The 14,461-nt window shown below is 39.3% G+C and carries 11 protein-coding genes and 2 pseudogenes; 4 read left to right on the top strand and 9 right to left on the bottom strand.

Annotation, left to right across the window (positions count from 1 at the left end; genetic code table 11):
• Positions 1-7 precede the first annotated feature (7 nt).
• The 7 genes and pseudogenes from DXZ23_RS03525 to DXZ23_RS03555 form a co-directional block, all read right to left on the bottom strand.
• Positions 8-673, bottom strand: a complete 666-nt coding sequence (locus tag DXZ23_RS03525; protein ID WP_017805457.1) for a cysteine hydrolase family protein — start codon at positions 671-673, stop codon at positions 8-10.
• Between the two features lie 222 nt (positions 674-895).
• A pseudogene (locus DXZ23_RS03530) lies at positions 896-1,798 on the bottom strand (LysR substrate-binding domain-containing protein).
• Positions 1,799-1,944: 146 nt separating this feature from the next.
• Positions 1,945-3,426, bottom strand: coding sequence for a hypothetical protein (locus tag DXZ23_RS03535; protein WP_017805454.1), 1,482 nt, complete (start codon positions 3,424-3,426; stop codon positions 1,945-1,947).
• A 12-nt stretch (positions 3,427-3,438) separates the two neighbouring features.
• Positions 3,439-4,857 carry a YlbE family protein gene (locus DXZ23_RS03540; protein ID WP_017805453.1) on the bottom strand — a complete coding sequence of 473 codons (1,419 nt, stop codon included), beginning with the start codon at positions 4,855-4,857 and terminating at the stop codon, positions 3,439-3,441.
• 95 nt (positions 4,858-4,952) lie between these two features.
• On the bottom strand, positions 4,953-6,407 hold the full coding sequence (gene fdrA, locus DXZ23_RS03545; protein ID WP_017805452.1) for an acyl-CoA synthetase FdrA: 1,455 nt from the start codon (positions 6,405-6,407) through the stop codon (positions 4,953-4,955).
• A 14-nt stretch (positions 6,408-6,421) separates the two neighbouring features.
• Positions 6,422-7,009, bottom strand: coding sequence for an ankyrin repeat domain-containing protein (locus tag DXZ23_RS03550; protein ID WP_017805451.1), 588 nt, complete (start codon positions 7,007-7,009; stop codon positions 6,422-6,424).
• 19 nt (positions 7,010-7,028) lie between these two features.
• Complete coding sequence (locus DXZ23_RS03555; protein WP_017805450.1) at positions 7,029-7,940, bottom strand: LysR substrate-binding domain-containing protein; 912 nt, start codon at positions 7,938-7,940, stop codon at positions 7,029-7,031.
• 357 nt (positions 7,941-8,297) lie between these two features.
• On the opposite strand from DXZ23_RS03555, the gene recA reads away from it, so the two are divergent.
• The 4 genes and pseudogenes from recA to DXZ23_RS03575 all read left to right on the top strand — a co-directional run bounded on the left by recA (position 8,298) and on the right by DXZ23_RS03575 (position 12,976).
• A complete protein-coding gene (recA, locus tag DXZ23_RS03560) occupies positions 8,298-9,377 on the top strand; it encodes a recombinase RecA (RefSeq protein WP_026138459.1) in 1,080 nt (359 codons plus the stop codon).
• An 84-nt stretch (positions 9,378-9,461) separates the two neighbouring features.
• A complete protein-coding gene (gene recX, locus DXZ23_RS03565) occupies positions 9,462-9,917 on the top strand; it encodes a recombination regulator RecX (RefSeq protein ID WP_021723563.1) in 456 nt (151 codons plus the stop codon).
• Between the two features lie 240 nt (positions 9,918-10,157).
• Positions 10,158-11,873: a proline--tRNA ligase gene (gene proS / locus DXZ23_RS03570; protein WP_035695548.1), complete on the top strand. Its 1,716-nt coding sequence runs from the start codon at positions 10,158-10,160 to the stop codon at positions 11,871-11,873.
• Between the two features lie 452 nt (positions 11,874-12,325).
• Positions 12,326-12,976, top strand: a pseudogene (locus DXZ23_RS03575) (IS1595-like element ISHpa1 family transposase).
• 21 nt (positions 12,977-12,997) lie between these two features.
• On the opposite strand, the gene DXZ23_RS03580 reads toward DXZ23_RS03575, so the two are convergent.
• Both DXZ23_RS03580 and DXZ23_RS03585 read right to left on the bottom strand, forming a co-directional pair.
• Entirely contained in the window at positions 12,998-13,750 is a 753-nt protein-coding gene (locus DXZ23_RS03580; protein ID WP_017805447.1) for an amino acid ABC transporter ATP-binding protein, read from the bottom strand.
• Between the two features lie 10 nt (positions 13,751-13,760).
• A complete protein-coding gene (locus DXZ23_RS03585) occupies positions 13,761-14,444 on the bottom strand; it encodes an amino acid ABC transporter permease (RefSeq protein WP_370444988.1) in 684 nt (227 codons plus the stop codon).
• Positions 14,445-14,461 lie beyond the last annotated feature (17 nt).

Genomic DNA, 14,461 nt, shown 5'->3' on the forward strand with positions numbered 1-14,461 from the left:
TTCTCACCTATGACATTAATGCGTTGATAATCTCTGTTGATGTTGAAACCCAACCGAAAATAGCCCCTTGTGCTTTGATCATTTTCAGTGCATATTCTTGAAACTCAGGGAAATATGAGCCAACACAATCTTCAGGAATAATACATTCATAACCGCGATCATTTGCTTCGCGAACCGTCGTGTTTACGCAAACTTCGGTGGTTACTCCACAGACAATAAGTGTTTTAATTCCACGATTTTGTAAGATTAAGTGTAGATCGGTTTGATAAAATGCACCTTTCCCTAGTTTATCTATGATCGGCTCTCCTGCAATAGGATAGAGTTCAGGAATAATATCGTGTCCTTCTTCTCCACGAATAAGAATACGCCCTTTTGGTCCACATTCGCCAATAAAGGTTTTCCCGCCCCGTGTTAATTTTGCTGGAGGACAATCACTTAAATCAGCACGATGCCCTTCACGAGTGTGGAGAATAAATATCCCAGCTTGACGAGCGGCAGATAACATCCTTTTACAAGGTTGAATTGCTGAACGAACGAGATTGACATCATTACCTAAGGCTTCTCCAAATCCACCTGGCTCAACAAAATCGCGTTGCATATCGATCATTAATAATGCTGTTGTTTGAGGATTAAAGGATAGTGGGAAAGGTTCAGCTTGGAATTGTTTTAACATAATGAATATCTCCTTTTGTTGATAACAATTTATTTTTCTTGAAGGGATAATATAAAGAAAACCTCCTTAATCATAGAAAAATAAATTGATGAATTAAAAGGAAATTTATTGAAAATAGCGTGATATGACGGCAGTAAAAAAATATTTTGTGAACGACATCACAAGATATTTTTATGATTCAAAAGAATTGAATAATAAATTCAAAATTTATTAATTAAAAAATTACTGGCACCAAATGTTTTGTATATGAGGTTGCATAATATAATCTAGACACCAAGTTAATACTTTTCCTTGTACACTACTGTTCCAAGCATAAAATAATTGTGTAGGTTGTTTTTGTTCTGAAATTGGTTTTTTTAATACTTTTCCTTGATCAAGTAATAGTTTTACTCGATGATGAGGGATGTATCCTATTCCTAATCCCGCAATAATAAGGTTAATTGCCGTTTAAAGTTCGGAAACGTAAATCACTTTCTGCCCTTCTAATGCCCAAGAAACCTGCTTATTCATATTAAAAGCAGTATCTTTTACCACGATAGCTGGATATAAACGTAATTGTTCTGAAGTCAGCACCGTTGTGAATGGGGCAAGAGGGTGATGAGGAGCTACCACAAAATCCCATTCTATTTTTCCAATTGGATGATAAACGATATTTTCGATTTTGGGGGCTGTATGTGGTGCTCCAATAACAAGATCGGCTTTTTTCTTATATAAGGCTTCCCAACACCCGTTATAAACTTCGGTATGGATTGAAAGTTCTGTTGCTGGAAAAAGTGCGGTTATTTTTTCGGTTAATTTTGCAAGAGCATCGTAGTTAATAATATTGTTTACCACAATAGTAAACGTCCGTTCAACGCCATTTTCAATGGTTCTAGTCTGTGTGATTAAATGTTCATAAGAATGTAGTAACCATTGGCTATGGTAAATAAAATATTTCCCCGCTTCAGTAAGCTTGACTTGCCTTCCTGAACGATCGAAAAGAATAACGCCGAGTTCGTCTTCAACTTTTTTAATAGTGTAACTAATTGCGGAAGGCACTTTGTATAATTTTTCTGCTGCAATGGAGAAATTTCCTGTTTCCGCAATAGTATGAATGAGTTTTAAAACATCGGGGGATAGGGGCATACTGTTCTCCTTTTCTAATTCTTTTTTAGTATAGCATTGAAAATAAAGGAGGTGGGGTGAAATACGTGATCTAATTCTTTCACCAATTAGATCACGTTAAAGTAATTAATTTGCTATGGGTTGTTCTCTTCTATCTAATAGATATTTTAGAATAAATAATCCTGCAATCTCATTATATAGGAAATTAGGAATATCGTAGGAGAATCACCACCAATAACTGGGTGGGCCTGATGGATAATACCAAAAAATGCCAATATAGCAGCTAAACCAGCACTAATTGCACCTTTTGTTGGTTGATTAGTTATCGCAAAAATAGCAATACAACCCCAAAGTAAAGATGACAGGGGGGCCCCACTACCTAAATGAAATAATCCTGTAAAATCTACACCGCTCTTTTCTAAGATTGACCAACCTAATTGATTAGCATTGGTACCAACACTTTTGAGTGTATTATTAACGGTTGTCAATGTCCAAGCACCAATCCAAGGAAAAAGACATACAAAAATCACGGGTACTTCTAATTTCGGCGTTTCCCTTACTACTTGATTAGCTGTAACAATACCAATAAAAATCAAAATAGGAGCGATCGCTGCCATCGGGATAAGTGAGAGTAAAAAACCTCCTAATCCTAATAGGCAGACGAGGAACATAACAATACCTGTTGCTAAAGTATATCCAATACCCGCCCCCATTTCTTTATAAGCTGTATGTCCAACATAAACGGTAACAGGGAAAGGATTTCCCATTAATGCACCAAACATTGTTGAGCAACCATTGGCAATCATTACGCGTCTAGTTGGGTAAGGATCGCCAGCAGCGTGAGCACTTTCGATATTCTCTAAGTCGAAGACATAATTTGCCAGTGCTAAAGGAACTGCCGAAGCTAGGTAAGGTGCGGCGATGCTTAATCCTTCAATAAAAGAAGATAGATGCAGTTTTGGTGGATTAAATCCTGCACTGTGTAAGGCTTGTCCAATTTTGCTTGAATCTTGTAATCCAAAAAGCCAAGCTAAAGTTGTGCCAACAATTAATAAGAGTAACCCTGTTGGGACTTGTTTGAAGATGGGTGAACGTCCAAACCAATTGATAAAAATCAAAACGAGTACAACGAATGAGACAAGAGGTGTATGAAATGCTTGCAGCATAGGATTCATTGCTAATAGCAATAAACCTAACCCAGCTAAACAAGAAAGTAAGACAGTTCTTGGAACGGCTTTTCTTAACCAGTCTCCCATAAATGATCCAACAAAGAGAATAAATCCTTCGACAAATCCCCACACTAAACCAATTTTTAATGCTAGTTCATAGTCTTGAGTTTGTTGATAAACAGGTAAAAGGACTAAGAAAGTGACAGTAAATATGGAGGGGGCACTAGGTCCCGAAGGTAAGGCAACAACATCAGATCGATTGCTCTGTTTTGCTAATATTTTTGCAAAAATAACATAACAAATACTAGCACAAAGAACAGCTAAACCAAATGCAGGAACAACGCGGCCGAAAACAATTTCTGAAGGAATACCTACAACTAAAGTAAGTAAAGCAATCATCGTAAGAAGATTGGTAAGATTATTACTAAATAAGCCAAAAAAGGCAGCCCAATCTCCTTTTTTCCAAAATTGCGTTTTCATATCGTCTCTCCTTTATTTTGCGTAAGTTTGACCAAAGGCAAATAAGGCTTTTTGAAATGCCTCCATTGGCGGATGAACAATTCCAGCTCCAATCATTCCGATACCAGCATCTTTATGGGCTATTGCCGTATTAATGACGGGTAATAGGTTATTTTCCACCACTTTTCTAATATCAATCCCCGTAGGTATCCCCATAAAATTGAGTGAAGGTATAGTAATATTTGGATTGTTTCCAATCGTAATTTGATTCATTGTTTTACTATAACGTATAGCATCTTTAACCGTTCCACCTACTAAAGATACAATCGCAGGAGCCGCAGCCATAGCAAAGCCACCTATTCCATAGGTTTCTGTAATTGCAGAGTCACCAACATCTAAACCTGAATCTTCGGGTTTGTACCCCGCAAACATTGGGCCTATAACTTGTTGAGCTGGTCCTGTAAACCATTGATTTTGCAATCCAGCAACACGAATACCAAATTCCGTGCCATTTCTTGCCATTGTTGTCAGGACCGTTGAATAAGGAATGCCTTGAGCTGAATCTAATGCTGCTTTACAACACACCATCCAAGTTGGGCCTGAAAAATAGTCTGATGACGCGATAAAATTAAAAACGTCTTTTTTATCTTTGTTACTAAAATGAGTTTCTAAAATATAGGGGGTGAGTTTTTGATTTAATAGCACTGTACCAGCGATATTACGGTTATGACATTCATCTCCCATATGCAAAGCCTGAGAAAGCATAAGTCGTAAATCAATCCCATCATCACAAAATGTCATCGCCTCTGCCAACATCGGACCAAGAATATCTCGCATCCAGTTTAAGCGATCAATAACACTTTGATCATTCGCCCCCATTCTTAAGATTTTCGCTAGTTGCTCTGATAAATTAGTAAATGCGAAATTACCATGAGTTTTATTTTCAACAATATGTACATACATTGATGGGCTAGTTACGCCTGTCATTGAACCAACAGCTTGATGTTCGTGGCAAGGTGAGAATTTTATTTCACCACTTGCAGCAAGCTCTTCAGCTTGAGTAAGATTTTTAGCCCATCCTTCAAAGACGATCGCACCTGTAATTGCACCACGCATAGGACCATTCATTTTTTCCCAGTTAATAGGAGGACCTGCGTGCAAAAGCATTTTGTCTTGCATTCTAGGAATTACCTCTTTGGCTTTTCCATAGCCAATTAAAACGGGACTTGCTTGTGTTATGCGTTGAAAAGCTTCTTGATTTGCAAGAGCTATTTTTTGTGCAATTTCTGTTTGTTCTAAATAGGTTAATGTTTTAATTAATGGTAAGTTTCCCCCACCTGCTGGTTGCCAGTCTAGTTGATATACCTTAGCTGATTGCTTTATTAAATCTTCAGCAAAACGTGCTAATCCTATATTGATAATATTTAATGGTTGATTAAATAAGTTACTCATTATTATTCTCCTTTTGCTACAAATTCCCTAGCTAACAAACCAGCGTTAGTTGAGCTAGAGGCGATAGTAATGCCAGCCGCTTCAAGTTGTGCAACCTAGTTCTGTACAGAAGGCTGATCTAATTCAGTTCCTAATACATAAGCTAAGATTTCCAAATGCCGTCCTGATTGTTGTGCTTCTCTTTTTACTTGTAGAAGTGCAGGCAATGTTTCTGCTATAGGATCAGGATTTGCACCAAAGCCTAGAACAAAATCAAGCAATAAAACACCAACCTCTGGATCACGTCCCTCTTGTAAAATTCGTTCTATGCGATAGCTTGGATCAATCATTGGATGTGCTTTACCATTGGTAAAAGAATCATCGCCAAAGTCAATAAATGTGTGTTCGATTGATTTATCGCTGGCTTGTAATTTATAAGCTGGGTTTGTTTGAATATTCGAGTAAACGTTAGGATACTTTTCTAAAGCAGAAAATAGGGCTTCATCACATAAGGTTCCACCACAAAATAAACCTCGAATGTAGCGTTGCTGTGGGTTAAGTTTTTTTTGTACCTCTTTAATTAAAGGTAAATTTAATGCGTGTTTATCGATACTTTCTTCTGGAATACCAGAGGCAATGACCGCCGCCATTGCAGCTGGTTTGCTATGAGAATAAATATGAATATGCGGTGCAGCTTTAGTTTCCTCTTTATAGCCTAAAAACCAAATAAAAATAGGTTTATTAATATGTTCACAAGTAGATAAGATTTTTCTCGCGATTGTAGGTGCTGGCGGTTTTGATACGACAATAATAATGTCTGTATTGGGATCTTCAGCAAGCATTTGTAATCCATCTAACATCATAATGCCCCCAATATCTTCGCTAAGATCTCTTCCTCCTGTTCCAATTAATTGGGAAATGCCACCTCCAAATTCGTGTATTCTTACTGAAATTTCTTGAGCTCCAGTCCCTGAAGCTGCGACAATACCAATATTGTCACCTCGAACTTTATTCGCAAAGCCTAAACCAACGCCATTAATTATGGCTGTACCACAATCTGGTCCCATCATTAATAAACCTTTTTGATGAGCTAATTGCTTTAATTTCAATTCTTGCTCTATAGAAACATTATCAGAAAATAACATAACATTTTTATTTAGATTTAAAGCTTTTTCAGCTTCTCTTGCAGCATAAAGACCATTTACAGAAATAATGGCTAAATTTGTTTCTGGGTGTTTTTCATTAACCGAATTAATACTATGAAAAATGTCATTTTCTGCCTGTGCATCATCAAAAGGCTTTCTAATTAATAATTTTTCAACTTCTGATAGTATTTTCTGTTCACTAGCCCCCTTTTCCAAAGACAATGCAATCATTAAGTCTGAAGGCCCAGCTTTTTCTAACTGACTATCAAATAAATGTGCTTCTTTTAAAACTGCTTTATTCATTGGTGTGCCCATTGCAATTTGAGCTTGAATAACCCCTTCTAATTGATTAACTTTTGTAGAAATTGCCATTAATGTAACGGAATCAAAGTATGTATTTGGTTTTAACTGATTAAGTAGTAACATAGCAGTCTCCTTATTTATAAATATTCTTCGATAATTTTCGCAATTTCGTGATAGCCTTTACGATAAGCGAGTTCTAAAGGAGATACCCCCCATTCATCAGTCATAGTTGGATCAGCATCATGGTCTAATAATAAACGAACAATCCGTTGCATTTTTTCACCGCCATCATTCAAAATAATAGCTTCTATCAAAGCAGTCCAACCTACAGTATTTGTCAGATTGACATTAATATCCGTATTTTCTAACAGAAAACGTACAATCTCTTCGTGTCCTTTTTCGGCCGCTGGGGTTAAACCATTTCCCCCGAATCGCGTAAGACAAGTTAAATCACAGCCTAGTTCTACCATAAGCTTAACAAGCGTTAAGTCATTATGAATACATCCCTGAATAAAAGGGTTAAAACACTTGTTATCTTGAGTGTTAATATCCGCTCCATTCGACGCTAACCAACGCACAGCATCATATTGCTTGTTTTGTGCTGCGATAAGTATAGGGGTTCGTTTTCCTTTATCTCTTGCATTGATATCAGCACCATTTTCAAGTAGTAAACGAAGCTGTTCAATATTGCCTTCGGCAGCGGCAGTAAATAGTTTAACGTTCATTTTTTCTCCTTATTTGTAGTTAATTTAACCATTGTGAACGATATTTATCCGTACAGAGTATGGTTAATAGATAGTTCAGAATTTGGCTTTGCTGTTGATTTTGCCAAGCGTAGTAAACCCTCACAGGTTGTTTATGCTCAGCAATGACTTTTGTTATCACTTTGCCTGAGGTTAAAGCAGGGATTGCTATTCGTGCTGGTAAAAAGCCTATACCAACCCCTTCAGCAATCATTGAAAGTACCATTTCTAAATCAGCCACATAAAAAACTTTTTGCCCTTTCAATGCCCAAGTTTTCTTTTGCTGTAACGCTATAGATGAGTCGTGAACAACGATAGCAGGGTAGTGACGTAGTTGAGAAGCTTGTAAAATAGAGTTTTCTTTTGCCAAAGGATGATAAGGAGAGACTAAGAATATCCATTCAATATCTCCTAAATATTCTGTACTGATATTTCCTTGATTAAATGGGGGATTCTGCGGAGCACCAATCACAATATTTGCTCTATTTTCATATAATGCCTCCCAAGCACCGTTATAAACTTCGGTACGGATAGAAAATTCTGTGGCTGGAAATTTTTCTGAAAGCGAGGAAAGAAGTTTAGGAATTGGATCTGGATTAACAATGTAATTGAGGGCGATTGTAAACTGTTTTTCTATGCCATTATCAATTTGTGTGGCGTTACATTGTAATTCATTTAATCCTTGTAAAATCCAGTCTCCCTTTTCTAAAATATATCTTGCTGCTGGGGTAAGTTGAATATGTCCATTAGTTCGAGAGAATAACTTAATGCCAAGATCATCTTCCATCTTCTTTGCTGTATATCCAATTGCTGATGGAACGCGATGTAACACCTTGGCGGCTTCACTAAAACTCCCTGTTTTAGCAATAACTTGTAAGATCCGAATCGTATCAGATGATAATCCTATCGCCATAAATATTCTCCTTAAATATCTATGCAAAATTTAGAAAATAGTTCATTTCTAAAGACAAAAAAATCATAGCAAGAATAGAAGAGAGGTAAAGCAAAAAGAATTGAATGAGATTTGCAAGAAATTTGTTGTAGGATACTGTGTAATGAACAAAAAATAGGGACTAAAAGAAGTAAATAAGAGTAATTAAATTATAAAAATTTAAAAAAGATCAAAATTTCACTTGATACTGTATATCAATACAGTTTATATTATGCAAAGCAATTAAATCATCAAAGAAACGGGATTCCCCCATTTTTTATAGGATCAAACAAAATGGCAAAAGAAGATAAAGCAAAAAACAAAACGGAAAAACCGAAAATCACTACCCCAGAAGAAAAAGAAAAAGCACTGGCGGCTGCCTTAGGGCAAATTGAAAAGCAATTTGGTAAAGGCTCAATTATGAAGTTGGGCGAAAAGCAAGATTTGGACATTGAAGCAATTTCTACGGGATCATTGAGTTTAGATGTTGCGTTAGGCATCGGCGGCTTGCCAATGGGGCGTATTGTGGAAATTTACGGGCCAGAATCTTCAGGTAAAACCACATTAACCCTTTCTGTTATCGCACAAGCACAAAAATTAGGCAAAACCTGTGCCTTTATTGACGCTGAACACGCGTTAGATCCCATCTATGCGGCAAAACTGGGCGTTGATGTGAAAGAACTTCTTGTTTCTCAGCCTGATAATGGCGAGCAAGCCTTAGAGATTTGTGATGCGTTGGTGCGTTCTGGTGCGGTTGAGGTTGTGATTGTGGACTCTGTCGCCGCATTGACACCAAAAGCGGAAATTGAAGGCGATATGGGCGATGCTCACGTTGGCTTACAAGCCCGTTTAATGTCGCAAGCCTTGCGTAAACTCACGGGGCAAATCAAAAATTCAAACTGCTTGGTGGTATTCATCAACCAAATTCGTATGAAAATTGGCGTGATGTTTGGTAATCCTGAAACCACAACGGGGGGTAATGCGTTGAAATTCTATTCCTCCGTACGTTTAGACATTCGCCGTGTGGGCTCGATTAAAGATGGCGAGCAGATTATCGGTAACGAAACACGCGTAAAAGTGGTGAAAAACAAAGTTGCACCGCCATTCCGTCAAGTAGATTTCCAAATTCTTTATGGCGAAGGCATTTCTCGCGAAGGGGAGCTTATTGAGCTGGGCGTGAAACATAAATTAGTGAATAAATCGGGATCTTGGTTCTCTTATAATGGTGAGAAAATCGGGCAAGGAAAAGCCAACGCAATGAAATGGTTGGTTGAACACCCAGAACAAGCCTCAGCATTGGAAAATAAATTGCGTGAAGAATTGCTGGCAAATCCAGATAAATCCTTAATGGCTGATATTGAGCAAGCCGAGCAGGAAAATGAAAATAATGATGTAATGGATATTGATTCAGAATTTTAATCGCTCCCATTCACTAAGTGAAAAGTGCGGTATTTTTTGACCGCACTTTTTCTAGCCACAATCTAAGTCTAACCTGAGGAAATAATGGCTTCACTCGCACTGAATTATGTCGTAAATTTGCTCGCTCGCCGAGAATATAGCGAATACGAATTGCGTTGCAAAATGCAAGAAAAAGCCTTTAGCGAAGAAGAAATTGAACAGGCTTTGCGAATTTGTCAGGAAAAAAACTGGCAGAGCGATCGGCGTTTCACGGAAAACTATTTACATTACCAATCACAAAAAGGCTTTGGCTTAAACCGTATTAAACAAGAGCTTTTTCAGCTAAAAGGCATTGCTTCTGAGGTGGTAGAAGAAGTGGTGGCAGAAAGTGAAATTGATTGGTTTGCAGTGGCTCATTCGGTATTACGCAAAAAGTTTCCTCATTATGCACAAGAACAAGATTTCAAAATGAAACAAAAAATCTGGCGTTATATGCTCTCACATGGCTTTCAAAGTGAAGAATTTGCTGATTTTGTAGGAGCAGGTGAAGAAAATTTCTAATTATTAAAACAAGACAAGTCGTTGCTCCTCAGGTTGGATAAATAATACGCCAACGCGAAGTAATGCGATATTATTTTGCCATCGCCGTGGTGATATAAAAACATCAGCGAACAATATTCATTTAAGGGGATTTTTTGCATAAAATATTCCGCTCAAATTCCCCCTTTCTTCTTTGAGTGAACCCTACTCAGTGATAAACTAACGACAATTTTTTTCAAATGATTAACATAGGAAACAACAATGCGAGCGAGTCGATATTTATTTGCTACTCTGAAAGAAACCCCAAATGACGCACAGGTGGTGAGCCACCAATTGATGTTGCGGGCGGGAATGGTTCGTCCTTTAGCTTCGGGGCTTTATAACTGGTTGCCAACAGGGTTACGCGTGCTGAAAAAAGTGGAAAATATTGTGCGTGAAGAAATGAACAAAAGCGGGGCGATTGAAGTAGAAATGCCCGTTGTGCAACCTGCGGAGCTTTGGCAAGAGTCGCAACGTTGGGAGCAATATGGCCCCGAATTATTACGTTTCCAAGATCGTGGACAGCGTGATTTTGTGCTTGGTCCAACCCACGAAGAAGTGATTACCGACTTAGTTCGCCGCGAAGTCAGCTCATATAAACAATTGCCGCTAAATTTATACCAAATTCAAACCAAGTTCCGCGATGAAGTTCGCCCGCGTTTTGGCGTAATGCGTGGACGGGAATTTTTAATGAAAGATGCCTATTCTTTCCACACCACGAAAGAAAGTTTGCAAGAAACCTATGAGGTAATGTATCAAACTTACAGCAATATTTTCTCACGTTTAGGCTTGGATTTCCGTGCGGTGCAGGCAGATACTGGCTCAATCGGCGGAAGTGCATCACACGAGTTTCAAGTTTTAGCTCAAAGCGGGGAAGACGATATTGTGTTTTCTACCGAGTCAGACTTCGCTGCGAATATTGAACTTGCCGAAGCGGTGGTACAAGGTGAACGCAATGCACCAACTTTAGCAATGGAATTGGTGGATACGCCAAATGCGAAAACCATTAATGAACTGGTGGAGCAATTTAATGTGCCAGTGGAAAAAACGGTCAAAACCCTCATTGTGAAAGGGGCTTGCGAAGAACAGCCATTAATCGCGTTAATTATTCGTGGCGATCACAATCTCAACGAAATCAAAGCCCAGAAATTACCACAAGTTGCCGATCCCCTTGAATTTGCTGACGAAGTAGAAATCAAAGCGAAAATTGGGTCAGGGGTCGGGTCGCTAGGGCCTGTGAATTTGCCAATCCCTGCGATTATCGACCGCACTGTCGCGTTAATGAGCGATTTCTCAGCGGGGGCAAATATTGACGGCAAGCATTATTTCAACATCAACTGGGAACGCGATGTCGCAATGCCAGAAGTGGCAGATTTGCGTAATGTGGTGGAGGGTGATCCAAGCCCTGATGGTAAAGGCACATTACAGATTAAACGCGGGATTGAAGTCGGACATATTTTCCAACTTGGAACAAAATATTCTGAAGCGATGAAAGCCACTGTGCAAGGCGAAGACGGTCGTCCTCAAACAATGATTATGGGCTGTTATGGTATTGGCGTGAGCCGCGTCGTGGCTGCTGCCATTGAACAAAGTCACGATGAACGCGGCATTATCTGGCCAACAGATGCCATCGCCCCTTTCACCGTTGCCATTGTGCCAATGAATATGCACAAATCTGAAAGCGTCCAAAATTTCGCTGAAAATTTATACCGCACTTTACTTGCTGAAGGTATCGAAGTGATTTTTGACGATCGCAAAGAACGCCCTGGCGTGATGTTTGCGGATATGGAACTGATCGGCGTACCGCATATGTTGGTTATCGGTGAGAAAAACCTACAAAATGGCGAAATTGAATACAAAAATCGCCGAACTGGCGAAAAACAAATGATTAGCCAAGATCAACTAGTGGAATTTGTGAAACAACAGATTACGGTTTAATTTATTTAGTGGGCGGCAAATGTCGCCCAATTTCTTATTTAAAATACAGAAAACGCATTAACTGATTTTTATATAGTTATTAAATATTCAAAATATAGTTGTTTAAATTCAGCCGAAGGCAATGCAGCGGGCAAGAGTAGCACAAATAGTACTTTGATACAGAGTAGCTCTGAATTATTTTAATTCCGAAATCTATAGTCGTTTGATTTCAAAATAATACTGCGTTACTTCGCCTTGCCGTACTATTTGTACTGTCTGCGGCTTGTTGCCTTGTCTTATTTTGAACTTAAACGACTATATATTGCATTACTTATTTGGTAGTGGTCGTTTTCGTACTGCATAAAAAAACCTTGCTTTCGCAAGGTATTAATACACTTCTTTGACTTGACTATATTTCTTATGGGGCTGTCCTAGATAACAACTAAAAAATCTATTTAGGTTAGAATGAACCAATGAGAAAAAGTCGTCTAAGTCAGCACAAACAAAATAAACTCATTGAGCTATTTGTTGCAGGTGTTACTGCAAGGACAGCAGCAGAGTTAGTCAATGTAAACAAAACGACTGCCGCATATTACTTTCATCGTTTACGCCAACTCATCTATCAAAACAGCCTTCACTTAGAGATGTTTGAAGGTGAAATTGAAGCCGATGAAAGTTATTTTGGCGGTGCTCGCAAAGGCAAACGTGGTCGTGGTGCGGCAGGGAAAATTGCGGTATTCGGGCTTCTCAAGCGCAATGGCAAGGTTTATACCGTTGCGGTTCCAAATACGCAATCTGCCACCTTGTTACCCATTATTCGGGAGCAGGTAAAGCCTGATAGTATTGTTTACACCGATAATTATCGTAGTTATGACGTGCTTGATGTGAGTGAATTTAGTCATTTTCGTATCAATCACAGCACACATTTTGCTGAAAATCATAACCACATTAACGGAATTGAGAATTTTTGAAGCCAAGCAAAACGCCATTTACGCAAATTTAATGGTATCCCAAAAGCGCATTTTGAGCTTTATTTAAAGGAATGTGAATGGCGTTTTAATTACAGCAACATAAAAAGTCAAATTTCTATTTTAAAACAATTGGTTAAAGGGAGTTTAGTCTAGTTATCTAGGACAGCCCCTTTCTTATATTTCGGCTCTTAACCGATGCAAAAACGCCTTAGTGCGTTCGTGTTGTGGGTTGGCGAACAATTCTTGCGGTGAGCCTTGTTCCACGATGACACCACCATCCATTACCACAACCACATCAGCCACATCAAGGGCAAATTTGATTTCGTGGGTTACCACAACCATTGTCCAGCCTTCGTTGGCAAGCTCTTTCATTGTATTCAATACGTCCTGCACAAGTTCAGGGTCAAGGGCGGAGGTGGGTTCGTCAAAAAGCATTAATTCAGGCTGAATTGCTAAGGCTCTTGCGATACCAACACGTTGTTGCTGCCCGCCAGATAGTTGATAAGGATAAAGATCTTTTTTATCTAACAAGCCCACTTTAGTAAGCAACGCTTCGGCTTCTTGGCGAACGATTGTGGGATCGCGTTTTTGCACTTGGATTGGGCCTTCCATAATATTTTCTAACGCGGTTTTGTGGGGGAATAAGTTGTATTGTTGGAACACCATTCCCGATTTACGGCGTAGTGGAAGAATGCTTTTGTCGCTGCTTGCCTGAGCAAAATCCACCTTAAGCGGGTTTTGCTGAGTAAATTCTATCGTGCCTTGCTCTGGTAATTCTAAGGCGTTAAGGCAACGTAGAAAGGTGGTTTTCCCTGAGCCTGATGGGCCTAAAATCACCACCACTTCGCCTTTATGAATATCTAGATCAATCCCTTTTAATACGGGGTTATCGCCGAATGTTTTGTGAATATTGCGTACTTTAATCATTCTTTTCTCCTTAACGTGCCACATAGCGGTCGAGGCGTTTTTCTACTCGTGCTTGGATAATAAATAGCACGAAGCAAAAGCACCAATAAACCAGCCCCGCTTCAATATACACGGGTAGGAAATCATAAGAAGAATTGGCGATTTGCTGGGCGACGCGGAACATTTCCGTTACAGTTACCACCGATGCCAAAGAGGTATCTTTGAACAAACCAATAAAGCTGTTGCTCAATGGCGGCACGGCAACGCGGAAAGCCTGCGGGGCGATAATACGATGGAAAGTTTGCATATAAGTCATACCGATGGTATAGCCCGCTTCCCATTGTCCTTTAGGCACAGACTGAATTGCTGCACGCACGGTTTCTGAAGCATAAGCCCCCACATTGAGGGAAAAGCCAATAATCGCAGCGGGGATCGGATCAATAAAGATGCCTAACGCGGGCAATCCGTAAAACACCACGGAGATTTGCACCAACATTGGGGTGCCGCGAATAATGGAGATATAGACTTTCGCTATCGCCAACAAAACGCGGTGCAGCCAGCCATTCACAGGGGTAACACGCAATAATGCCACGCCGATCGCAATGATCATTCCGAAAATAAATGAAACGACAGCAAGCGGTATTGAAACCAATACCGCTGCTTTAACCATAGGAAGAAACCCATTGATGACCAGCTCAGCACGCACGTCGGTCATAAAGGGTAAAGAAGCTA

The sequence above is a fragment of the Avibacterium paragallinarum genome, from assembly GCF_900450705.1.
GTDB lineage: Bacteria > Pseudomonadota > Gammaproteobacteria > Enterobacterales > Pasteurellaceae > Avibacterium > Avibacterium paragallinarum.

Coding starts and splice junctions, on each gene's coding strand:
- DXZ23_RS03525 (WP_017805457.1), bottom strand. CDS start 673: ATGTTAAAACAATTCCAAGCTGAACCTTTCCCACTATCCTTTAATCCT.
- DXZ23_RS03535 (WP_017805454.1), bottom strand. CDS start 3,426: ATGAAAACGCAATTTTGGAAAAAAGGAGATTGGGCTGCCTTTTTTGGC.
- DXZ23_RS03540 (WP_017805453.1), bottom strand. CDS start 4,857: ATGAGTAACTTATTTAATCAACCATTAAATATTATCAATATAGGATTA.
- fdrA (WP_017805452.1), bottom strand. CDS start 6,407: ATGTTACTACTTAATCAGTTAAAACCAAATACATACTTTGATTCCGTT.
- DXZ23_RS03550 (WP_017805451.1), bottom strand. CDS start 7,009: ATGAACGTTAAACTATTTACTGCCGCTGCCGAAGGCAATATTGAACAG.
- DXZ23_RS03555 (WP_017805450.1), bottom strand. CDS start 7,940: ATGGCGATAGGATTATCATCTGATACGATTCGGATCTTACAAGTTATT.
- recX (WP_021723563.1), top strand. CDS start 9,462: ATGGCTTCACTCGCACTGAATTATGTCGTAAATTTGCTCGCTCGCCGA.
- proS (WP_035695548.1), top strand. CDS start 10,158: ATGCGAGCGAGTCGATATTTATTTGCTACTCTGAAAGAAACCCCAAAT.
- DXZ23_RS03580 (WP_017805447.1), bottom strand. CDS start 13,750: ATGATTAAAGTACGCAATATTCACAAAACATTCGGCGATAACCCCGTA.
- DXZ23_RS03585 (WP_370444988.1), bottom strand. CDS start 14,444: ATGACCGACGTGCGTGCTGAGCTGGTCATCAATGGGTTTCTTCCTATG.